16 protein-coding genes are annotated in these 21,734 nt (G+C 56.6%); 6 read left to right on the forward strand and 10 right to left on the reverse strand.

From position 1 onward, the window contains the following. Nucleotides 1-11: 11 nt before the first annotated feature. From ABLV17_RS03475 to ebgR, 3 genes are all read right to left on the reverse strand, one after another. Nucleotides 12-461, reverse strand: coding sequence for a beta-galactosidase subunit beta (locus tag ABLV17_RS03475; RefSeq protein WP_271032080.1), 450 nt, complete (start codon nt 459-461; stop codon nt 12-14). Continuing rightward, nucleotides 458-3,550: a beta-galactosidase subunit alpha gene (gene ebgA, locus ABLV17_RS03480; RefSeq protein WP_308958054.1), complete on the reverse strand. Its 3,093-nt coding sequence runs from the start codon at nt 3,548-3,550 to the stop codon at nt 458-460. Before ebgA ends, ABLV17_RS03475 begins: the two co-directional genes overlap by 4 nt. A gap of 528 nt (nt 3,551-4,078) precedes the next feature. Continuing rightward, entirely contained in the window at nt 4,079-5,062 is a 984-nt protein-coding gene (ebgR, locus tag ABLV17_RS03485; protein ID WP_113373109.1) for a transcriptional regulator EbgR, read from the reverse strand. A 207-nt stretch (nt 5,063-5,269) separates the two neighbouring features. On the opposite strand from ebgR, the gene ABLV17_RS03490 reads away from it, so the two are divergent. Next, on the forward strand, nt 5,270-5,602 hold the full coding sequence (locus ABLV17_RS03490) for a tRNA-binding protein (protein WP_015369597.1): 333 nt from the start codon (nt 5,270-5,272) through the stop codon (nt 5,600-5,602). Nucleotides 5,603-5,644: 42 nt separating this feature from the next. On the opposite strand, the gene ygjG is transcribed toward ABLV17_RS03490, so the two are convergent. Both ygjG and ABLV17_RS03500 read right to left on the reverse strand, forming a co-directional pair. Continuing rightward, the gene (ygjG, locus tag ABLV17_RS03495; protein WP_113373108.1) at nt 5,645-7,024 is read right to left on the reverse strand and encodes a putrescine aminotransferase; all 1,380 of its coding nucleotides are present in this window, start codon (nt 7,022-7,024) and stop codon (nt 5,645-5,647) included. Nucleotides 7,025-7,287: 263 nt separating this feature from the next. Then, on the reverse strand, nt 7,288-7,806 hold the full coding sequence (locus tag ABLV17_RS03500; RefSeq protein ID WP_271032082.1) for a PadR family transcriptional regulator: 519 nt from the start codon (nt 7,804-7,806) through the stop codon (nt 7,288-7,290). 229 nt (nt 7,807-8,035) lie between these two features. Here ABLV17_RS03500 and ABLV17_RS03505 point away from each other — a divergent pair, with 229 nt between their 5' ends. Then, entirely contained in the window at nt 8,036-8,809 is a 774-nt protein-coding gene (locus ABLV17_RS03505) for a siderophore-interacting protein (protein ID WP_308958055.1), read from the forward strand. A 103-nt stretch (nt 8,810-8,912) separates the two neighbouring features. Here the strand turns inward: ABLV17_RS03505 and ABLV17_RS03510 are convergent, their stop codons facing one another. The 4 genes from ABLV17_RS03510 to dhaK all read right to left on the reverse strand — a co-directional run bounded on the left by ABLV17_RS03510 (nt 8,913) and on the right by dhaK (nt 13,779). Beyond that, the gene (locus ABLV17_RS03510) at nt 8,913-10,562 is read right to left on the reverse strand and encodes a glycerone kinase (protein ID WP_308958056.1); all 1,650 of its coding nucleotides are present in this window, start codon (nt 10,560-10,562) and stop codon (nt 8,913-8,915) included. A 74-nt stretch (nt 10,563-10,636) separates the two neighbouring features. Continuing rightward, nucleotides 10,637-12,055, reverse strand: a complete 1,419-nt coding sequence (gene dhaM, locus ABLV17_RS03515) for a dihydroxyacetone kinase phosphoryl donor subunit DhaM (protein WP_271032085.1) — start codon at nt 12,053-12,055, stop codon at nt 10,637-10,639. Nucleotides 12,056-12,065: 10 nt separating this feature from the next. Then, nucleotides 12,066-12,698, reverse strand: coding sequence for a dihydroxyacetone kinase subunit DhaL (gene dhaL / locus ABLV17_RS03520; protein ID WP_007372179.1), 633 nt, complete (start codon nt 12,696-12,698; stop codon nt 12,066-12,068). 10 nt (nt 12,699-12,708) lie between these two features. After that, a complete protein-coding gene (gene dhaK, locus ABLV17_RS03525) occupies nt 12,709-13,779 on the reverse strand; it encodes a dihydroxyacetone kinase subunit DhaK (protein ID WP_020077889.1) in 1,071 nt (356 codons plus the stop codon). 556 nt (nt 13,780-14,335) lie between these two features. On the opposite strand from dhaK, the gene ABLV17_RS03530 reads away from it, so the two are divergent. Both ABLV17_RS03530 and dhaR read left to right on the forward strand, forming a co-directional pair. Next, nucleotides 14,336-15,433 carry a glycerol dehydrogenase gene (locus ABLV17_RS03530; RefSeq protein ID WP_007372182.1) on the forward strand — a complete coding sequence of 366 codons (1,098 nt, stop codon included), beginning with the start codon at nt 14,336-14,338 and terminating at the stop codon, nt 15,431-15,433. A 116-nt stretch (nt 15,434-15,549) separates the two neighbouring features. Further along, nucleotides 15,550-17,481 (forward strand): dihydroxyacetone kinase operon transcriptional regulator DhaR, encoded by a 1,932-nt coding sequence (gene dhaR / locus ABLV17_RS03535; protein ID WP_087859867.1) that lies wholly within the window; start codon nt 15,550-15,552, stop codon nt 17,479-17,481. Between the two features lie 10 nt (nt 17,482-17,491). On the opposite strand, the gene ABLV17_RS03540 is transcribed toward dhaR, so the two are convergent. After that, nucleotides 17,492-18,187 carry a helix-turn-helix domain-containing protein gene (locus ABLV17_RS03540; protein WP_271032089.1) on the reverse strand — a complete coding sequence of 232 codons (696 nt, stop codon included), beginning with the start codon at nt 18,185-18,187 and terminating at the stop codon, nt 17,492-17,494. Between the two features lie 516 nt (nt 18,188-18,703). Between ABLV17_RS03540 and ABLV17_RS03545 the strand changes: the two genes are divergently transcribed. Continuing rightward, nucleotides 18,704-20,392, forward strand: a complete 1,689-nt coding sequence (locus ABLV17_RS03545; protein ID WP_308958057.1) for an arylsulfatase — start codon at nt 18,704-18,706, stop codon at nt 20,390-20,392. Between the two features lie 71 nt (nt 20,393-20,463). Further along, a complete protein-coding gene (locus tag ABLV17_RS03550) occupies nt 20,464-21,726 on the forward strand; it encodes an anaerobic sulfatase maturase (RefSeq protein WP_113373101.1) in 1,263 nt (420 codons plus the stop codon). The last annotated feature ends 8 nt before the right edge of the window (nt 21,727-21,734 follow it).

Here is a 21,734-nt window from a genome sequence, read left to right on the forward strand (position 1 = left end):
TTAACGCGGGTTTACTTATTGAGGAAGTATCCGTCTTCAACCGTGACTCGCAGCACCACTTTTTTTACCGGCGCATCGCAGATAAAGCGGTAGGCTTCGTCGATATCGCAAATCACCATCTGCCCTTCGTGAACCTTCACCGTTTCACCGATCCCTTTCAGGTATTCGCGATCGGTTTCGTCGCGGTAGCAGGCGACGGTTTGCAGATTTTCTTTGGTGGCAAACTCGATTTTCTGCTGCCCTTGCAGGTAATAGTGCACCTCAAAGTAGCGGCGGTTGCCGACAAATAGCGCATCGGTCGTACTATCGGTTTCCACCCGATAGGAGAGCGAATCGCCAATGGAATGCGCCACGCCCGGGCGGATGTTGTCGATGTTATTGATGGCTTCCACGCAGCGCTGCCATTTGCGGCCGCTATGATAAACCTGCTTAAACTGTTCTAAATTATCGAGAATTCTCATTGTTCAGCCTCGCTGTGTGCAACGGGGGAAAAGAAACCGGCGCCGAAGCTATGGTTCGCCAGTACCTGCGAGGTGCCGCATCCGCCCTCCAGCGGCAGCAGCGTAAAGCCATAGTTAAAGGTGTTGAGCCAGACGCGCCAGCTATCCAGCACTTCACTGCCCCAGGAGTTGGAGCCGAGGCCGAGCAGTTGTGCATCGATATTCAGGGTGATGTCATCGCTGCGCTGCAGTTCGTTGCAGTGCTGGGCGGCGTGCAGGTTTTCTGCCGTAAAGTGCCATGCGCTGACGTTGAGCGGATTGCGCGGAACGACCAGCAGACCGCTGCCGTGGCGGTCGCTGAACGATGCCCAGCGCACGTGCTGACGATTAGCGTTGTTCTGCGGGAATGGATAATTGACGAACATATCGTCGACGGTGGTATGCCAGATATCAATGATGTTGCTTTGCTGGCTGTCGGCGTAGTTCTCGCCCGGCCCGCGGCCGTAGTAGTTCACCTGGTCGAACTCACCGTTAATGCCCAGCATAAAGCCGATGCACGGGACAATGTGTGGATAGTCGCCGTAGCGCTCGCCGGCCAGCTCAACGTTGATGTGGCCCTGCGGGGTAATCTGCCAGCGATAGGTACAGCGCATACCGAAGTCGAACACCGGCGGCGCAATCACGCTGCGGGTGGTGATCACCACCGTTTCGCCCTCTATTTCAGCGCTGAATTCGCGCAGATGCTCCTGCATTATCTGCAGGTGGGCCGGCTGCCACAGCCCTTCGTATTCCTGTGTATGGTTATCAATCATTGGCTTGAAGAAGTTAATCTTCGGCTCGCGGGTTACCTGATCGACGCCGTTGACCTGCCATTCACTGAGTTTGCCGCTGACCTTGCTGAATACCACGCGGAAGTTATGGCCGCTGATGGTGTAGTTCAGGCGTTCATCGGCAATCTGCAGCGGGGTGGCGCTGGCGTTTAACAGCGGAGTTCGCGCGGCGGTCCGCGCCTTAAGCGGGAACTGATAGACGGCGATATCGTGATTGGCTTCGCTATACGGGGTGCGCGAATCTTTGGTCACCATGATGTTGACGAAAGCTTCACGCTCGTCGAGTTGCGGCAGGGCGATTTGCAGGTCGCGGCCGCTGTTCGGCGCCAGGTCTTTCACTTTCAGCAACTGGCTGGAGAGCGTTTCGCCCTCGGCGCGGACTTCTACGCGCAGGGTGTAGTCATCGAGAGTGGAGAACCACAGTTTGTTTTCCACCCGCAATTCGCCGCGGCAGATATCCCGCGCCTGTACTTTTACCGGGGCGATGACCTGCTTGTATTCGCGCAGGCCCGGCCCCGGCGTCTGGTCGGAGAAAATCAGACCATCGAGACAGAAGTTGTAGTTGTTCGGGTAGTCGCCATAATCGCCGCCGAATTTGTACCACACCGCGCCGTTATCGTCGCTGGCCTGAATCCCGTGGTCGCACCATTCCCACACGTAGTGGCCCTGGATACAGTCGTGCTGGTAAAAAACATTCTGATATTCAGTTAATCCGCCGGGACCGTTGCCCATCGCATGGGCGTATTCGCAAATAATGCGTGGTTTTTCATGCGGATGCTCGCCGAATTCGTTCATCAGCGGTACGCGGGTATACATCGTGGAGATAATATCCACTACTTCGGCATCGCGGTCCTCTTCGTAGTGCACCAGCCGGGTATCATCCAGCGCTTTGGTGGCGTGGTACATAGCGCGGATGTTGCAGCCGTAGCCGGATTCATTACCCAGTGACCAGATGATGATAGACGGATGGTTTTTCTGTGCGTGAACGTGGCGCACGATGCGCTCAACGTAGATATGTTCCCAGGCCGGATCGTCGGTGATGGCGCTGAGGTTGCCGACGTTGGCGAAACCGTGGGATTCCACATCGGTTTCCGCCATCACGAACAACCCATAAATGTCGCACATTTCATAGAAACGCGGGTCGTTCGGATAGTGAGCGGTGCGCACCGAGTTGATGTTGTGCTGCTTCATCAACAGCAGATCTTTTTCCACGCGATCCATGCCGACCGCGCGGCCTTTCAGATGGTCGTTATCGTGGCGGTTTACGCCGTGCAGCATTACGTAGCGGTTGTTGATGTAGAACAAGCCGTCACGCACTTTGATATCGCGGAAACCGACGCGCTGCGGAATGATTTCCAGCACCTCGCCGGCGGCGTTCTTTAACGTCAGCACCAGATGATAGAGATACGGGCTTTCCGCCGACCACTGCTGCGGCGCGCTCACATCAATCGTGAAGCCGGTGTTCAGCTGCTGGCTGACCTGCAGTTGACCAACGTTGCCCGAATAAAGCGCCTTTTCGCCGTCGAACAGGGTATATTCCAGCGTCGCCGCCGCCGTCTGCGGAGCCAGGTTTTCCAGCGTCAGCTGGCAGGAAAGGGTCGCGTCGATGTAGTCATCGTTAAAATCGGTGCGCACGGTGAAATCCTGCACGTGCAGCGGATTTTTCCCCACCAGATAGACGTCGCGGAAAATGCCTGCCGACCACCACATGTCCTGATCTTCAATATAGGTGGAGTCCGCCCACTGCATCACGCGCACGCACAGCAGGTTGTCGCCGGTTTGCACCACCGCGCTGATATCGAACTCGGCGGTCAGGCGGCTGCCTTTGCTAAAGCCGATGTACTGGCCGTTAACGTAAACTTCGAAATAGGTTTCGACGCCATCGAATTTGATGATGGTTTGTTTGCCCTGCCAGCCGTCGCCGAGGGTGAACAGGCGCTGGTAGGCGCCGGTCGGGTTATCGGTCGGGACATAGGGCACGTCGATGGGGAAGGGGAAACCTTCGTCGGTGTACTGTAACTGGCCATGGCCTTCCATCTGCCACATGCCCGGTACGGTAATCGGCCCCCACTCGTTCTGATAGCATGAGGTAAAGCTCTCCGGTACCAGCAGCGGGTTGGTGAAGAAGCGGAAGTTCCACTGCCCGCTGAGGGACAGGAAGCGGCTGCTGGTTTCGCGGGCGAAGGTCCGCGCCTGGGCCAGTGAGTCGTAAGAGAAGAAATACGCCCGCGGCGGCAGCCTGTTTTCATGAGTGAGTTGAAGGTTTTCCCAGCGATTCATATCGCCTCCCTGAACGGCTTAATAAGATAAAACTCATTTTAGTAAAACTTTTACTAAATAAAATCGCCAGGGATGATTTACTTTAACTCGATCACAAAATGAACCGCTTTGTGTCGGGTGGCGGCTTCGCCTTACCCGACCTACAGAATGGCGTTCCGGCCAGGACCGGTAGCCAGGCGTAGCGCCGCCGGGTAACAGGATGCGGGTATGGAGCCGCTTTTGTGCCGGGTGGCGGCTTCGCCTTACCCGACCTACAGAATGACGTTCTGGACAGGACTGGTAGGCCGGCTAAGCGTAGCGCCGCTGGGTAACAGGCTGCGGGCAGGGAGCCGCTTTTGTGTCGGGTGGCGGCTTCGCCTTACCCGACCTACAGAATGATGTTCTGGACAGGACTGGTAGCCCGGCCAAGCGTAGCGCCGCCGGGTAACAGGATGCGGGTAGCGGCTGCGCCTTATTCGGCCTACAGAATGGCATTCTGGCCAGGACCGGTAGCCCGGCCAAGCGCAGCGCCGCCGGGATGGGGTTGGATTAACGGGTGGTGCCGCGCAGCTTCAACACGCTGGGAACAAAAACGTTAAGCGGCAGGGCGCGGCCATCGCGGGCCTTCTCGATCAGCAGGTTCACCCCCTGGCTGCCCATCATTTCGGAGTGGATCCGCACCGTCGACAGCGGCGGGAAGGTAAAGCGCGCGGTGGGGATATCGTTGACGCTAATCAGCGAAATATCTTCCGGGATCGCCAGCCCGCGTTCGTGAATGGCGCGCAGCACGCCGATGGCGATGGAGTCCGAGGCGACAAACAGCGCCCGCGGAAACTCCGTTTGCGCCAGCATCTGCTTCGCCAGCTCATAACCGGAAGAACTGGAAAAACCGCCGCGCCAGATATCATCGGCTGAAACCACGCCCTTCAACTGACCGTACTCCACAAACGCCACTTCGCGAATATCGGCCTTGCCGGGCTGGTCCTGGCCGCCGATAAATCCAATACGCGACGCGCCCTGCTGGATAAAGAAGTCGACCACCTCTTTAGCGATACGTACCAGGTCGATATCCACCGCATCGTACGGGCTGCCGGCTTCGTGGAAATCAATAAAGCAGATATTGTCGGTCAGCGCGCTGGCGGTCTCGCGGAGCTCGCGCGTCGGCTGGCCGATAATCAATACGCCAGTGACCTTTTTCAGCTCTGGCAGGGTGTTATTGAGATAGCAGTTGGTGAGTTCGATAGCGAGCTTTTCGCACTGTGTTTCAATACCGTGGCGAATGGCGAGATAGTAAGGGTCGTTAATTTCCAGCTCTTGCTGGTAGCTGTACAGCGCCAGGATATGATGATGGCCGACGGGAAGGACCTGCGTTTTACGCGCGCTGCTGCTTTTATACTCCAGCTTCTCCGCAATCTCGAGAATGCGATGCTTGGTCTCTTCTTTTACGTTCAGGGTGGGATCGTCGTTTAACACCCGGGAAACCGTCGCCAGCGAAACACCCGCTTCGGTCGCAATGTCTTTTAGCGTTGCCATCTTTTTCCTTTATCGGACGTTGCCCATGTTTGCTCATCTATTGTAAAGCAAGCGTCGCGTCCTGCACCTTATTTCAGTAAAAAACGCCAGCGCGCGAGGGCCGTTTTCCCCGGCGATAGCGTGACAGAAGTAGCATTATTATCAGCATTATGCAGACGAACGGCAAAAAATTGCTATCTTTTAGTAAAAATTTACTGGAGGTGAGAGATGGATACCGTAGCTTACGCTGATTTTGCCAAACTGGAGATGCGCGTCGGCAAGATTGTCGAGGTGAAACGCCATGACAATGCCGACAAGCTGTATATCGCGCGGATTGATGTCGGCGACCGCACGCTGCAGACGGTCACCAGCCTGGTGCCCTACTATAGCGAAGAGGAACTGCTGGGGAAAACGGTGGTGGTGCTGTGTAATCTGGCGAAAGCCAAAATGCGTGGCGAAACATCTGAGTGCATGCTGCTATGCGCGGAAACCGAGGATGAAAGCGAAAGCGTGCTGTTGACGCCGGAACGCGTCATGCCGGCGGGCGTGCGGGTGGTATAACGCGAAAATACCCTCTCCCGACGGGAGAGGGTCGGGTGTGAATTATGTCTCTTCGACCGAAACGCGCAGTGCCGCCAGCGCCTTGCGCGCTGCCTTCAGTACCTGCTCGCACTGCTCGAGGGTGAGCGTCAGCGGCGGTTCAACGCGGATCGTCTTGGCGTTGTTTAACGTCCCGGCGACCAGCACCCGCTGTCTGAACATCTCGCTGGCAAAGTTATAGCCAATCTCGTTATCGACAAACTCAATGGCCATCAGCATGCCTTTGCCACGGACTTCATTCACCAGATCCGGATATTCGCGCGCCAGTTGACGGAAGCCGTCCAGCAACAGATCGCCTTTCTGCTCAGCCTGCGCCGGCAGGTTCTGTGAGAGCAAGACGTTGATCGTCGCCAGCGCCGCCGCGCAGGCCAGCGGGTTGCCGCCGAATGTGGTGGTGTGCAGGAATGGGTTATCGAACAGCACCGAGAAGACCTCTTCCGTCGCTACCGTCGCGCCGATCGGCATTACGCCGCCGCCGAGCGCTTTAGCCAGACACAGAATATCCGGCTGCACGTTTTCATGCTCGCAGGCGAACATTTTGCCGGTGCGGCCCATGCCGGTCTGTACCTCGTCGAGGATCAGCAACGCGCCAAACTCGTCGCACAGTTTACGGACCGCCGGTAAGTAACCCGTCGGCGGCAGGATCACGCCGCCTTCGCCCTGGATAGGCTCAAGGATCACCGCCGCGACGTCATCACCGGTTTTCTTGCATTCGCTCAGAATGGAACGCATGGCGTTAATATCGCCGAACGGCACGTGACGGAAGCCCGGCAGTAGCGGCATAAACGGTTTACGGAAGGTCGATTTCGCGGTGGCCGACAGCGCGCCGAGCGATTTACCGTGGAACGCGCCGCTGGTGGCGACGAAGGTAAATTTGCCGCGCGGAGACTGATAGGCTTTTGCCAGCTTCAGCGCCGCTTCCACGGATTCCGTGCCGCTGTTGCAGAAGAAACTGTATTTGAGCTTACCGGGCGTTAAGGCCGCCAGCGTTTTCGCCAGCATCGCCCGCAGCGGGTCCAGCAGCTCCTGGCTGTGAAGCGGTTGTTTCGCGAGTTGATTTTCGACGGCGGATACCACAACTGGATTACGGTGCCCTACATTGAAGATGCCAAACCCACCAAGGCAGTCGATAAACTCCTGTCCCTGGGTGTCGACAAGCGTATTTAACCCTCCCGCTTGCCACTCTACGGCTCCGTAATCCCCGCCGGCTGTGACCGATTTTCTATACTCCAGAAACCCCGGGTTCACATGTTCTTTAAAGTATTCTCTTACCTCCTGGTTCAGTGCTTTCATTTCATCATGGGAGAGCGATTGCTTCTCAATGAGATTCAGTGCGTGCGCGCTGCAGGCCAGAGCCGATGCGCTGGAAGGTAACCTGTTCAAAATGTGCTCCTGGGGGGGCGTATCACATGATACTGAATTAAGTATTGCAGGGATTACGCCAGCCTGGCAGCGACGATGAAAATCGGGATAAACGCAAAGTTAAGGCGCAAATGTGCAAAATTTAATCTCATAACTTAATTATTGGCACGTTTTATTCCTGAGGCCGCAAGATAAACTGCCGTTAGGGTGTGAAGCGATATGAATTGGGGTGGTGCAGGCTGCCGCGTGATGGAGCAGCCTGGGAACTATTGTGGTGCGAGAGGTTAATCGAGCTGGGAAATTTCCATCGCCGCGCGGTCAATCACGCCGATAATCTGTTTTAACTGCGCGTCGTTGATGCTCTGCTGGTTGACCTTCAGGTCCAGCACCGCTTTAAAGTTTTCCAGCGCGCGTTTCATCTGCGGATTTTTGCGCAATTCGCAGCCGACCATGCGTTCCTGCAGGCGCGTCTGAATTTGGCTTAACTGTGCGCCGCTTTCGGCGCACAGGCGGCGTCCCTCTTCGGTGATAGCGATTTTTTTACGCCCATTTTCCTCTTCTACGCTAATCAATCCCTGATCCTGCAGCAGGTCGAGCGTCGGATAGATAACGCCGGGGCTGGGGCTGTAATTGCCCTGCGTCAGCGCCTCAATCTCTTTAATCAGCTCATAGCCGTGGCTGGCGTTGCGCGAAAGGATATCGAGGATCACCAGGCGCAATTCGCCGTGGCCAAAGAAACGCTGGCGGCGTCCGCCGCCGCGACGGCCCTGTTCGCCGTGGCCCTCTTCGTGATGATGTCGCATCAGTTCTCCTGCATATTTTTGATATATCTAATTTATATCTAAATAGTAAAAAAAGACAATGTATAATTTATAATTGTTTGATATTAATTGGTTTATTGTTGTTTTTAGCTTTGATGAAGCTTTCCTGTAATTTATATCAAAAAAAACTTGCCATTTTCATTAATGGCAATCATTATCATTTGCACTGAGTTTAGATATATCTATTTACCCTTCACCAAGGCGATGACGGATGACAATAATCAATCAAACTAAATACCCGCAGCGCGTGCGTAACGAACTACGTTTTCGCGAATTAACCGTGCTGCGCATTGAGCGTATCGGCCAGGCGTTCCAGCGGATCGTGCTGGGGGGCGAGGCGCTGGATGGCTTTGTTTCACAAGGTTTTGACGACCACACCAAACTGTTTTTCCCGCAGGCGGGCAGCGTATTCACGCCGCCGGAAGTGACCGACGAAGGCATTAACTGGGGCGAGGGCGTGCGCCCGGCGACCCGCGACTACACGCCGCTGTACGATGCCGAACGCCATGAGCTGGCTTACGATTTTTATATCCACGATGGCGGTATTGCCAGCCGCTGGGCGCTGGAAGCCAACGTCGGCGATAAGCTGGTGATCGGCGGGCCGCGCGGTTCGCTGGTGGTGCCGGAAGATTACGCCTGGCAGCTTTATGTCTGTGACGAGTCGGGCATGCCGGCGCTGCGCCGTCGCCTGCTGGGATTACGTCAGCTGCCGGTGACGCCGCAGGTGACGGCCATCGTCACCGTCGCGGATGCTTCGTATAAAGATTATCTGGCGGATCTCGACGGCTTTAATATCGAATGGGTGGTGGGCCACAACCCGGGGTTCGTTGCCGAGCGTCTGGCACAGGTTAAGGTGCCGTCAGACGATTATTTTATCTGGCTGACCGGAGAAGGCGCAGTGGTGAAATCACTGCTGGCGCGCTTTGAGGAGCCGAGTATCGATCAGCAACTGGTGCGCTCGCAGGCGTACTGGCATAGCAAATAATAGATAGAACGGTAAACCCGGATAGCGGCGCGTTGCGCCTTATCCGGGCTACCTTTCAGTGATGTTATGTCGCCCCGGTAAGCGCAACGCTACCGGGTGAGGCTTAGCGTTCAGCCAGCGCCTTAAACACCATCGCTACCGCGTGGGCGCCGGGGTCCATATTGCCGAGCAGGCTCTCGCTATTGAGATAGGATGCACGCCCGGCGCCGGCTTTGCTCGACTGGCAGGTGCGATCCGCGCCGGCCTGCGCCGCGGCGAAAGCGGCCTGCAGATTATCCGGTTCGGCCAGCAGCGCCGCCAGCGCCGGCTGTAGAGCATCAATCATCGTCCGGTCGCCCTCATCGGCGCCGCCGTAAAATTTCATCTGCCTCAGACCCGCATTCAGCGCTTCGGCCACGCTGGCGCCTTGCTCCAGCTTCTGCCCGGCGGCGGTGAAGAAAATCGACATCAATACGCCGCTGGAGCCGCCCATTACCACCGTCAGGCGTTCGCCGATTAGCGCGAACAGCGTGGGTAAATCATTGAGCGGCAATTGCTGGCGTTGCAGCAGAGCGGCAATCTCGCGCGCGCCGGCGGCGAAGGTGGAGCCGGTATCGCCGTCGCCCACTTTGGCGTCCAGCGCGTTGAGATGGGTTTCGAGGCCGGAGAGCGTGCTGGTCACCTGCGCCACGTAATCGCCCACCTGCGGGTTGGCCGATGGCGTAAAGGCGACGCGTGCGCTGGCGAGCGCGGACGGCATGATATTAACGGCCCTCGGCTGCACCGGCTTCTGCCAACTGGCGGTTTCGACATCCGACAGCAGCGCCTTTTCGATGCTCTCTTCCAGCACGATAGTGGTCAGCGAGAAGCCTTTCATATCCAGCGCCGTTACCAGCGAAGCCGGGCCAATCAACCAGTCAACGCGCGCATGGAGTGGGGTGTTGGCCAGCTCGCGGGTCAGAATCGCCATCTCGGCCACCGACACGCCGCCGAGATTATTGAGCATCACCGCCAGGCGGCCGGTTTCGGGTAGGGCGGCGGTCAGCTTCTCTACCATAATCTGCATGATTTCCGCGCTGTTATGGGTCGCGATCGTCGAAGCTCCCGGCTCGCCGTGGATGCCCATCCCCAGCTCGGCGTGGCCGGGCTGATGGCGCGGCGCGCTTTCCGCTTCCTGCGGCAGGTGACAGCTGGCCAGCGCCACCCCGATGCTGGCGGTATGGTTGGCGGCATATTGCGCTTCACGCAGGACGGTGGCGAGGTTGAAGCCGCGCTCGGCGAAATAACCCGCCACTTTATGCACCAGAATGGTCCCGGCGATGCCGCGCGGCTGTTTGTTATCCGGCAGCGAAATATCGTCGCCGACGATCAGCATCTCTACGTTGTAGCCAAGACGGCGCGCTTTCTCCGCCGCGAGGCCGAAGTTAAGCCGATCGCCGGTGTAGTTTTTAACGATCAGCAGACAGCCCGCCTCGCCGGTCACCGCCTGAATCGCGGTGAGTACCGCGTCGACGCTCGGCGAGGCGAACAGATCGCCGCAGACCGCGGCGGTCAGCATGCCTTTACCAATAAAGCCGACGTGCGCCGGTTCATGGCCGGAGCCGCCGCCGGAAATCACCGCCACGTTGTTTTTATTCAGATCGCGGCGCACCACCACGCGGATCGCCGGGTCGCTCTCCAGCCTGGCGAGGTTGTTCCACGGGCTGGCAATAATGGTTCCCTCGATAACGTCGTTAACGAGGCTGGCGCGCTGGTTAAAAAAGAATTGAGACATAGTGGTTCCTGATCAGTAAGCGAAAACTCACCCTCCGGAGGCGGGCCTCCGGAGGGGTAATGGTCAAAGTGGATTTAGCGACGAATAAGACGTTGCTGACGCATATCGAGCGCGATGGCTTCGCCAGGCTGAATATCATTCAGCGCTTCGCCCTGCTGGCATAGCCAGGCGATCCCCGCCGCGCGGGCGATAATCGCGCCGTGGGCCTGTTCGCTGCCGTCGCGCAGGCACAGGCCGGTGATCTTGCTGGCATCCAGTTGGAGTACGGTCGAGGGATAAATATTGTCGGCGATAATAATCGTCGGCTCACTGGGAGTTGGCAGTATTTCCTTAATACCCTGCAGATGGCGTAGCGTGCGCTGCAGAATATCTTCGATATCGATATAGCGCGCCTGCAGGTAGGCGTCATCCAGCTGACGATACTGCTGGCTGAGCTCCATCAGCACCTGATGCCACGCCCATTCCGCCGAGCACTGTTCGGTGAGCAGGCGATCGTTGGCGGCATCAAACAGATCTTCATCGTCGAGCAAGGTGTGATGGCCGGCGAAGATCGCCGCGATATCGGCGTTAAATTTGTTTTCCGCCAGCTCGGTGAGAGCATTGAGATCGGCCAGCGTCTGGTCGATCGCCTGGCGCAGGCGCTGCTGCTCGCGGGCGATGTCGGCGGCGGTGGGGAGCGCCGGTTGGATCGCCGCCAGCGGATAAAGCAGGGCGGCGCCTTCAACACGCGCAGGTATGGCGGGTTCCGTTGTCGGTTGCGCCTCCGGCGACTCGCCGAAGTTATCGGCGGCCAGCACCTGAAACGCCGCCAGCGCGGCATCGGCGTCCGGACCACGAGCCAGCAGGCGCAGCTTATCGTGGCGGCGCACCTGCAGCAGAGCGATTTGATTCAGACTGTCCGGGGTAACGCATTTGCCGTTTTTCTCCAGTACCAGGTCGGCGTTAAAACCCGCCAGCGCGGCGACCAGCTTTGATGCCGGACGCACGTGCAGGCCGTTGTGATTGTTAATAATGACTGAAACCGATTTAGCGTCGCCGTCGTCAGCAAACGTTGGGGCGGCGGCGTCAGGCGTGTGCGAAGGTAAACCCAGCTGAACCCGCTTGGCTTCCAGGGCGTTCATGGCATCGGCGATAACTTTGTCGATTCCGGCGCCGGAGGCGGCGCTGACGGTGGCCGCCAGCGTCCCTTCGACCAGCGGCGCGGCGCACAGCCGCACTTTTGCCGCCATCGCCGGATCGAGTAGATCGAGGGCGGTTTCGGCGCTGAGCAGGGCGCTGCCGATATCCATCATCACCAGTACATGGTCGGTGTCGGCGACGGACTCGATCGCCTCCATGACTTTAATCGGATCGGTGCCGATCGGGCTGTCGGGATCGTCGATCCCGGCGGCGATCGCAAGCTTACAGCCATCGTTCATTAACATCTGCCGGGCCAGTTCTCCGACACCTTCGCCCAGCCGGGCGCTATGAGAAACAATAACCAGGTTTACCATCGCGATTTCCTTACTCTTTGGCGGCGGCAGCCAGCATCTGAACCATAAACAGCACCGAGGTCGCGCCGGGATCCTGATGCCCGATGCTGCGCTCGCCGAGATAGCTGGCGCGGCCTTTACGCGCCTGCATGGTGATGGTGGCGTGGGCGGCGCGCTCGGCCACTTCACAGGCGGCATCCAGCGCGGCAGGGATAGACAAATGCTGCTCGCTGGAATGACGCAGGGATTCCACTACCGGCAGCCAGACGTCGCACATCGTCTTATCGCCCGGCTCCGCTTTACCACGGTTGACGACGCCGTCCGCGCCTTCGCGGATCATCTGATAAAGTTCGTCGAGGGTCAGGCTTTGATGCGCCTGGGTGACCTGGGCGGCGCGGATAAAGAAGGTGCCGAACAGCGGACCGCTGGCGCCGCCGACGTTGGAAAGCAGCGTCATCCCGGTATTCTTGAGAATAAAACCGATGTCTTTATCGGCGATCGACGGCAGCTTTTCGACCACTTTGCTGAAGCCGCGGTGCATATTGAGGCCGTGGTCGGCATCACCGATCTCTTTATCAAGGCCGGTGAGAAAATCGCTCTGTTTGGTGAAAATGTCGCCGCAGCGGTACAGCCAGTCGACGATTTGCGTTCTGTTCAGTGACATGTCGTGCTCCTTATTTTCCCCAGTTCAGCGCCGGGGTATGGACCGGGGCGTCCCATAACGCCAGCGTGTCATCATCCGCTTTCAGCAGGGTGATGGAGAAACCCGCCATATCCAGCGAGGTGCAGTAGCTGCCGATGAGGTTGCGTTCAATCACAATGCCGGAGGCTTCGCAGCGCTGGGCGAGGCGGTTGTAAACGCCGTATAGTTCGGAAAGCGGGGTGGCGCCGAGGTTATTGACCAGCGCGATAACCCGATCGCCGTTTTGCAGCGCGGTTTTGCTCTGTTTCACTTCCTGCCACGCTCCCTTGACGTTATCCCACTGGCGCAGCGTGCGGCTGTATGCGCCGTTTTCCAGCAGGGTATCGAACATTTCATCGACGGTTTGGTCGAGCGAGCTGAAGCGGCGGCGGTCGATACCTGGCTCGCCATGGATGCCGACGCCGAACTCCATCTCATCGTCTTTCAGGGTAAAGGAGGGCTGTCCGGCGGCCGGTACGGTGCAGGCGCCCAGCGCGATGCCAATCGAGTGGCCAAGGTTATTTAAACGGCGGCCCAGTTCAGCGCAGGCTTCCAGCGAGTCGCCGCGTTCGGCGGCGGCGCCGACCAGTTTTTCAATCAGCACGGTATTGGCGACGCCGCGGCGTCCGGCGGTATAGAGACTATCTTTTACCGCCACGTCGTCATCCACCACGACGGTGGTGACCTTAACGCCGCTTTCGTGCAGCAGCTCGGTAGCGGTCTCAAAATTCAGGATGTCGCCGGTATAGTTTTTGATAATCAGCAGGACGCCTTCGCCGCCGTCAATCTGCATCGCGCATTCGAACATTTTGTCCGGCGTCGGCGAGGTGAAAATTTCCCCCGGGCAGGCGCCGGAAAGCATGCCCTGGCCGATGTAGCCGCAGTGCATCGGTTCGTGTCCGCTGCCACCGCCGGAGAGCAGCGCCACTTTGCCGGCGACCGGCGCATCGGCGCGGGTGACATAGACCGGGTCCTGGTGCAGCGTCAATTCAGGATGCGCCTTCGCCAGGCCGATAAGCTGTTCACTCAGTACATCTTCCACACGGTTAATCAGTTTTTTCATTGTTTATGCTCCGTAGGGTAGGGGGAGGTCGCCTGTCTATAAGGGTAGCCCGGCGATGTAGTGATTCTGGCTGAGCGGGCGCAAAATAAAATGCCGTCAAAATGGGTTCCATAACGGAACGTAGAAAATGATTTTTGTTCCTTTATGGAACGTTATTCACCGATAAACACCAGAAATGCGAGCCAGCGCTAATAATTTGTCCGTTTTTTTCTGCTATCAGAGCGTGGACAATGATGATTTTTTTCGCCATTGTGCCGCATTGAGGCGATTTTCTGCGTTAAAGAGGGGAGACGATAGCGGCTTTTTTGCCAAAATGATCCGATCGCGATCGCAATCCCATCGCTTTCTCAGTCACATTGTTTCAATGTGAAACGCATTATTTTTTTATCTGTTTCAGAAGAGAACAAAAAAGGGAAAAATTTTTTTCGCCGTGGCTCGCCCTACAGTGGTTGCATCGCTCCGGCAGCGTGGCTGTAAGCGCCATTGATATCAGGCGCCGCGGCATGACGGCCTGGGCTCACGTGTCAACATACGCACTTATTTGAGGGTGAAAGGAATGCTAAAAGTTATTCAATCTCCAGCCAAATATCTCCAGGGACCTGATGCCGCCATGCTGTTTGGCGAATACGCTAAAAACCTGGCCGACAGCTTTTTTGTTATCGCCGATGACTTCGTGATGAAGCTGGCGGGCGACAAAGTATTGAACGGCCTGCATAGCCACAATATTAGCTGCCATGCGGAACGGTTTAACGGCGAGTGCAGCCATGCGGAAATCAACCGTCTGATCGCCATTCTTAAGCAGCACGGCTGCCGCGGCGTGGTGGGTATCGGCGGCGGGAAAACCCTCGATACCGCGAAGGCTATCGGCTATTACCAGAAGCTGCCGGTGGTGGTGATCCCGACAATTGCCTCAACCGATGCGCCGACCAGCGCGCTGTCGGTTATCTACACCGAGGCGGGCGAGTTTGAAGAGTATCTGATCTACCCGAAAAACCCGGATATGGTGGTGATGGACACGGCGATTATCGCCAAAGCGCCGGTACGCTTGCTGGTGGCCGGGATGGGCGATGCGCTCTCCACCTGGTTTGAAGCCAAGGCCTGCTTCGATGCGCGAGCCACCAGCATGGCGGGCGGGCAGTCCACGGCGGCGGCCTTGAGCCTGGCGCGCCTGTGCTATGATACGCTGCTGGCGGAAGGCGAAAAAGCACGTCTGGCGGCTCAGGCTGGAGTGGTGACCGATGCGCTGGAGCGCATTGTCGAAGCCAACACCTATCTGAGCGGTATCGGCTTTGAGAGCAGCGGCCTGGCCGGCGCGCACGCGATTCACAACGGTTTCACCATTCTTGAAGAGTGCCACCATTTGTATCACGGCGAAAAAGTCGCCTTCGGCACCCTGGCGCAGCTGGTACTACAAAACAGCCCGCTGGAAGAGATCGAAACCGTGATGGGCTTCTGTGAAAAAGTCGGCCTGCCGATCACCCTTGCGCAGATGGGCGTGAAAGAGGGTATCGAAAGCAAAATCCACGCGGTCGCGAAAGCCACCTGCGCGGAAGGCGAAACCATCCACAATATGCCGTTCCCGGTCACCGCGGATAGCGTCTATGCCGCCATCCTTACCGCTGACCTGCTTGGGCAGCAGTGGCTGGCGCGTTAATTCGTTTTCGCCTGACCGAGACGCCGCAGCATAATGCGGCATGAACTTTCCCCTCCGGCACCCGCTGCCGGAGGGTTTTGTCGTTTTAACTGTGTTAACTCCAGCGGAAAAGGGATATGACAGCTCAGACTCAGGGCGCGGAAAATGAAGTTTCAGCCGTTATCAGCCAGTCGTGGCATCGCTGCAGCAAATTTATGCAGCGGGAAACCTGGCAGGCGCCGCATCAGGCGCAGGGGCTGACCTTTGAATCGATCTGCCGTCGCAAAACCGCGCTGCTTACCATCGGCCAGGCGGCGCTGGAAGATGCGTGGGAGTTTATGGCCAACCGCCCCTGCGCGCTGTTCATCCTTGATGAGTCGGCCTGTATTCTGAGCCGCTGTGGCAATCCTCAGACCCTGGAACAACTGGCGGAGCTGGGATTTCGCGACGGCAGCTACTGTGCGGAAAGCATTATCGGCACCTGCGCGCTGTCGTTGGCTTCGATGCTCGGACAGCCGGTCAACACCGCGGGGGACGAGCACTTTAAGCAGGCGCTGCGGCGCTGGTCGTTCAGTTCGACGCCGGTGTTCGATAACCATGGCCGTCTGTTTGGATCGATTTCGCTATGCTGCCTGCGCGAAGAGTGGGCCCCGGCGGATCTGTCGCTGACGTTGGCCATCGCCCGCGAAGTGGGTAACTCGCTGCTTACCGACAGCCTGCTGGCGGAATCTAACCGCCACCTTAATCAAATGTACGGCCTGCTGGAAAGTATGGACGACGGGGTGATGGCGTGGAACGAGCAGGGAGTGCTGCAGTTTCTCAACGTGCAGGCGGCCACGCTGCTCCATCTCGATACCCAGGCCAGCCAGGGGCGAAATATCAATGAGCTGCTGACCCTGCCGGCGTTGCTGCGCCGCGCGATTAAACAGGCCCGCGGCCTTAATCATGTGGAAGTGACCTTTGAGAGCCAGCATCAATTTATCGACGCGGTGATCACCCTGAAGCCTATCGTGGAGGAGCAGGGCAATAGCTTCATTTTACTGCTCCACCCGGTGGAGCAGATGCGTCAATTAATGACCAGCCAATTGGGCAAAGTGAGCCATACCTTCGAACAGATGTCGGCGGATGACCCGGAAACCCGCAGGCTGATCCACTTTGGCCGTCAGGCGGCGCGCGGCGCTTTCCCGGTGCTGCTGTGCGGCGAGGAAGGGGTGGGTAAAGAATTACTGAGCCAGGCGATCCATAACGAAAGCGAACGGGCGCCGGGCCCGTATATTTCGGTTAACTGCCAGCTGTACGCCGACAGCGTACTGGGCCAGGATTTTATGGGCAGCGCGCCAACCGACGATGAAAATGGCCGCCTCAGCCGACTCGAACTGGCCAACGGCGGCACGCTTTTCCTGGAAAAAATAGAGTATCTGGCCCCCGAGTTGCAATCAGCGCTGCTGCAGGTGATAAAACAGGGCGTGCTGACGCGTCTTGATGCCCGGCGGCTGATTCCGGTGGATGTGAAAGTGATCGCCACCACCACCGTCGACCTCGCCAACCTGGTGGAGCAGAACCGCTTTAGCCGCCAGCTTTACTATGCGCTACATTCGTTTGAAATCGTCATTCCGCCGCTGCGGGCGCGGCGCGGCAGTATTCCTTCGTTAGTGCATAGCCGTCTGCGTCGGCTGGAAAAACGCTTTTCATCGCGCCTGAAGGTGGATGACGACGCGCTGGCGCAACTGGTGGCCTACCCGTGGCCAGGCAACGATTTTGAGCTTAATAGCATTATTGAGAATATCGCGATGAGTAGCGATAACGGTCATATCCGCTTAAGCAATCTCCCCGAGCATCTCTTCTCTACCCGGCCGGGCAGCGAAACGGCGTCCTCATTACTACCATCAAGCCTGTCTTTCAGCGCCATCGAGAAAGAGGCGATTATCCAGGCGGCGCGAGTCACCAGCGGCCGGGTACAGGAGATGTCGCAGTTGCTGAATATTGGCCGTACCACGCTGTGGCGCAAGATGAAGCAGTACGACATCGACGCCGGGCAGTTTAAGCGCCGGGGGCAGGATAAGAGCTAAGCCAACGGCGTTAATATTTTTCCGGCAGCTCGTTGACAATATCGACGAGCTCGCCGTTTTTCATCGTGATATAGCCGCCGTTTTTCAGATCGGAAAGTACCTGAAACAGATAGCTACGCGACATTTTGGTGCGTCGCAGGATAAAGTTCGCCAGGCTCGGATCGTGTAATACGCCTTCATTTTTCTGTTTGAGATAACGATAAATCATGGAGCGAATGACAAAATAGCGGGTGCCAATAGCTCTTTCGTCATGCGCATCGAGCAAAAACGCCAACGTGATGGCCATCATGTTCATCAGAAAGGTAAATTTATCGGGCTGGGTAAAATGTTTCTCAAAGTATTCGAGATTACAGCTGAACACTTTGACATTTTTTTTGGCGGTATAGTGCAACTGAATGCCCGGACCATAATTCTCGACGATACCGAAAAACATCCCTTTGATGCCTTTACCGATCTGAAACAACTTTTTCGGCTGGGTTTTTGCTTTTCCTGGGGCGACAATAAAGTTGTGCTCCTGCATCTCAACGGCAATAACGCCTTCAAGAACAATAATAATCTCGCCTGTACTCAGAGTGAAATGTGTTTCATCGGCAATCTTGCGGATATTATTGCTGAGAGCTAACGAGTGTATCGCCTTTATATTCTTTGAAATCATCTTATTATATTCATCGATGATGTGGGAATAGGGCGTTTGAATACGACTCATCTTCTCTCCAGACTCAATTCTACCGCTTAATTACTCTTTGCTATTTTGCAGTGGCGATACTTTATATTTTAACGGCGCGGAATTACGCCTGATACAAAATATCTAAATTTAAAAGCTGGCGCCAGATAGCAGACGACACTTTTAGAGTCCGTTAACGGACTGATCTATCGCTCTTTTTAAAACACTCACTTAGACTGTTTTAGTGGGTAGTTGGGCTTCTATTTTTAGTAACTAAGAATCCACTTAAATATTGAATGATAATATTGCTTTTGCGGCGGGTTTCTTTAGCGAAACGGTGATAGTGATGCGCTTTGCATAAATTAAAAAATAAAACCAGAACCTGTGGATTTTTATTGCTTTCTCTACTTCACTTAAGCGCAATCGCCTCAGTAGCGACAAGAATATTTGCCGATGTCGCTCATCTCATATTGAGACTTATCTAATCTGACAACGCCTGCCTGACTTTAGCTAAATCGTAAGTTAAATCAGGCGCATTCTGAGCAATGAGGTTTGAAGATGAATAAAAAATACAAGGGTATCGGCGTGCTGGCATTTGCCGCCGGTTCGTTATTACCCGGCGCGACGGCCAATGCCGCCGATCAAAATGCGGCTGGCTCCAGCGATGGTGCGGCAAAGAAGCCCAATATTATCCTGATCGTCTCTGACGATACCGGCTATGGCGACCTCGGCGTCTACGGCGGCGGCGAAGGCCGCGGTATGCCGACGCCAAACCTCGACAGAATGGCCGATGAGGGGATGACCTTTTTCGACTTCTACGGCCAGCCGAGCAGCACGCCGGGCCGCGCGGCGATGCAGACCGGGCGCATTCCCAACCGTAGCGGTATGACCACCGTGGCTTTCCAGGGGCAAGGCGGCGGTTTACCGAAAGAAGAGTGGACGCTGGCCTCGGTACTGAAAACCGGCGGCTATAAAACCTTCTTTACCGGTAAGTGGCACCTCGGCGAAGCCGATTACGCGTTACCAAACGCGCAGGGCTACGACGAAATGAAATACGTCGGCCTCTATCACCTGAACGCCTATACCTATGCCGACCCGACCTGGTTCCCGGATATGGATCCGCAACTGCGTGAAATGTTTGCCCGCGTCACCCGCGGCGCGCTCTCCGGCAAGGCGGGCGAAGCGCCGAAGGAAGAGTTCAAAATTAACGGCCAGTATGTGAATACCCCGGTCGTTGATGGCAAAGAGGGCGTGGTCGGGATCCCATTCTTCGACCGCTACGTCGAGAAGGCCTCGCTGGACTATCTCGAAGCAAACGCAAAATCTTCCGAACCGTTCTTCATGAGCATCAACTTTATGAAGAACCACCAGCCGAACATGCCGGATCCGGATTACGTCGGCAAGTCGATGTCGAAGAGCAAATACGCCGACTCGATGGTGGAAATGGATGCTCGCGTAGGCCATATCATGGATAAGCTGCGCGAGTTGGGGATCGATAAAAACACCCTTGTGGTATGGACCACCGATAACGGCGCCTGGCAGGACGTTTATCCGGATGCTGGCTATACGCCATTCCGCGGTACCAAAGGCACTGACCGCGAAGGCGGCAGCCGCGTTCCGGCTATCGCCTGGTGGCCGGGCAAGATTAAAGAGCACAGCCGTAACCACGATATCGTTGGCGGCCTCGATCTGATGGCGACTTTTGCTTCGGTGGCCGGCGTTAAATTACCGACCAAAGACCGCGCCGGGCAGCCGATTATCTTCGATAGCTACGATATTTCACCGGTACTGTTTGGCACGGGTAAAGATCCGCGTACCTCCTGGTTCTACTTCACTGAAAATGAGTTGACCCCGGGGGCGGCACGCGTCGGCCACTATAAGGCGGTGTTTAACCTGCGCGGCGATAACGGCGCGAAAACCGGCGGCCTGGCGGTGGATTCCAACCTCGGCTGGAAAGGGCCGGAGTCCTATGTCGCAACGGTGCCGCAGATTTTCGACCTCTGGCAGGATCCGCAGGAACGCTACGATATCTTTATGAACAACTATACCGAGCATACCTGGACGCTGGTGACCTTCAATGAAGCCATCACTAAGTTGATGAAAACCTACGTCGAGTATCCGCCGCGTAAGCCGCAGAGCGAAGCCTACAGTGGGCCGATTACCCTGTCGCAGTACCAACGCTTTAGTAATATCCGCGAGCAGTTACAAAAAGAAGGGTTCCAGTTGGCGATGCCGACCGGTAATTAAAATGACGTTGGCCCGGGCGAGATGTCCGGGCCTTTTGCTGTTGTGAGCATTCTAGAGATAGGTTCTGGTCGATGAAAAAAAGCACCACCATTCCATTAACGCCATTACAGAACCAGGGGCGCTATCTGCCCGCCTATAAACGTCGCTATCACATGATGGCGAAACCCAGCGGCTCCACCTGCAACCTGGACTGTCAATACTGTTTTTATCTGCATAAAGAGCAGCTTCTGCATCAGCCGCACGACAAAGGAATGAGCGACGAGGTACTGGAGAATTTCATTCGTCAGTACATTCAAAGCCAGGACGGCGAAGAGATTATTTTCTCCTGGCAGGGCGGCGAGCCAACCCTGATGGGGCTGGAGTTTTTCGAAAAGGTCGTTGAGCTGCAAAAGAAATATCAGCCGAAGCACCAGCGCATTGAGAACGATCTGCAGACCAATGGCGTGCTGATTAACGATAAATGGGCGGCCTTCTTAAAGGCGCATAACTTCCTGGTCGGGGTATCGATCGATGGCCCGCGCGAGATCCACGATCGCTTCCGCGTGACGCGCAGCGGCAAGCCGACCTTCGATAAGGTCATGGAAGGGGTCGCGGCGCTGAAGCGCCACGGCGTGCCGTTCAACGCGCTGGCAGTCGTTAACCGGGTGAATGCCCGTTTCCCGCGCGAGGTATATCGTTTTCTTACCCGCGAACTCGGCGCCACCTATATCCAGTTTACGCCTTGCGTAGAGGCCGCCGAGTTTAAAACTACCGCGCCGCAGTTCTGGCGCGAAGAGACGATCCCCATCACCGGCAGCCGCCGGGCGAAACCGGGCGATCTGGATTCTATCGTCACCGACTGGTCGGTGGATCCGGACGATTGGGGACATTTTCTGACCGAAGCTTTTGATGAGTGGGTGACCTACGATCTGGGCCGCGTGCAGGTGAATTTGTTCGAAACCGCCGTGGTACAGACTATGGGGCTTCCATCCCAGTTATGCATCACCGCGCCGTTTTGCGGTAAGGCGCTGGCGATTGAGAAAAACGGCGACGTCTACTCCTGCGATCACTACGTCTACCCGGAATATAAGCTTGGCAATATTAAGGCGCATAAGCTGGCGCATATGGTCTTTTCCGAGCGGCAGAAAGTGTTTGGGATGGGCAAGAAAGAGACGCTGCCCGCCTACTGCAAAAGCTGCCCGCATCTGAATTTATGCTGGGGCGAATGCCCGAAAAACCGCATCGTGCGCGCCCCGGACGGCGAAGAGGGGCTCAATTATTTGTGTCCTGGCTTTCGCCATTTTTACGCGACGGTTAAACCTACGCTTGAGAAGATTGCCGCCATGCTGAAGTAGGTCTGGTT

The organism is Klebsiella sp. CN_Kp091 (assembly GCF_040065095.1).
GTDB lineage: Bacteria > Pseudomonadota > Gammaproteobacteria > Enterobacterales > Enterobacteriaceae > Klebsiella > Klebsiella aerogenes.

Coding starts and splice junctions, on each gene's coding strand:
- dhaM (WP_271032085.1), bottom strand. CDS start 12,055: ATGGTAAACCTGGTTATTGTTTCTCATAGCGCCCGGCTGGGCGAAGGT.
- dhaL (WP_007372179.1), bottom strand. CDS start 12,698: ATGTCACTGAACAGAACGCAAATCGTCGACTGGCTGTACCGCTGCGGC.
- ABLV17_RS03540 (WP_271032089.1), bottom strand. CDS start 18,187: ATGAGTCGTATTCAAACGCCCTATTCCCACATCATCGATGAATATAAT.
- ABLV17_RS03490 (WP_015369597.1), top strand. CDS start 5,270: ATGGATACCGTAGCTTACGCTGATTTTGCCAAACTGGAGATGCGCGTC.
- ebgA (WP_308958054.1), bottom strand. CDS start 3,550: ATGAATCGCTGGGAAAACCTTCAACTCACTCATGAAAACAGGCTGCCG.
- ebgR (WP_113373109.1), bottom strand. CDS start 5,062: ATGGCAACGCTAAAAGACATTGCGACCGAAGCGGGTGTTTCGCTGGCG.
- ABLV17_RS03505 (WP_308958055.1), top strand. CDS start 8,036: ATGACAATAATCAATCAAACTAAATACCCGCAGCGCGTGCGTAACGAA.
- ABLV17_RS03545 (WP_308958057.1), top strand. CDS start 18,704: ATGAATAAAAAATACAAGGGTATCGGCGTGCTGGCATTTGCCGCCGGT.
- dhaK (WP_020077889.1), bottom strand. CDS start 13,779: ATGAAAAAACTGATTAACCGTGTGGAAGATGTACTGAGTGAACAGCTT.
- dhaR (WP_087859867.1), top strand. CDS start 15,550: ATGACAGCTCAGACTCAGGGCGCGGAAAATGAAGTTTCAGCCGTTATC.
- ABLV17_RS03550 (WP_113373101.1), top strand. CDS start 20,464: ATGAAAAAAAGCACCACCATTCCATTAACGCCATTACAGAACCAGGGG.
- ABLV17_RS03500 (WP_271032082.1), bottom strand. CDS start 7,806: ATGCGACATCATCACGAAGAGGGCCACGGCGAACAGGGCCGTCGCGGC.
- ABLV17_RS03530 (WP_007372182.1), top strand. CDS start 14,336: ATGCTAAAAGTTATTCAATCTCCAGCCAAATATCTCCAGGGACCTGAT.
- ABLV17_RS03475 (WP_271032080.1), bottom strand. CDS start 461: ATGAGAATTCTCGATAATTTAGAACAGTTTAAGCAGGTTTATCATAGC.
- ABLV17_RS03510 (WP_308958056.1), bottom strand. CDS start 10,562: ATGTCTCAATTCTTTTTTAACCAGCGCGCCAGCCTCGTTAACGACGTT.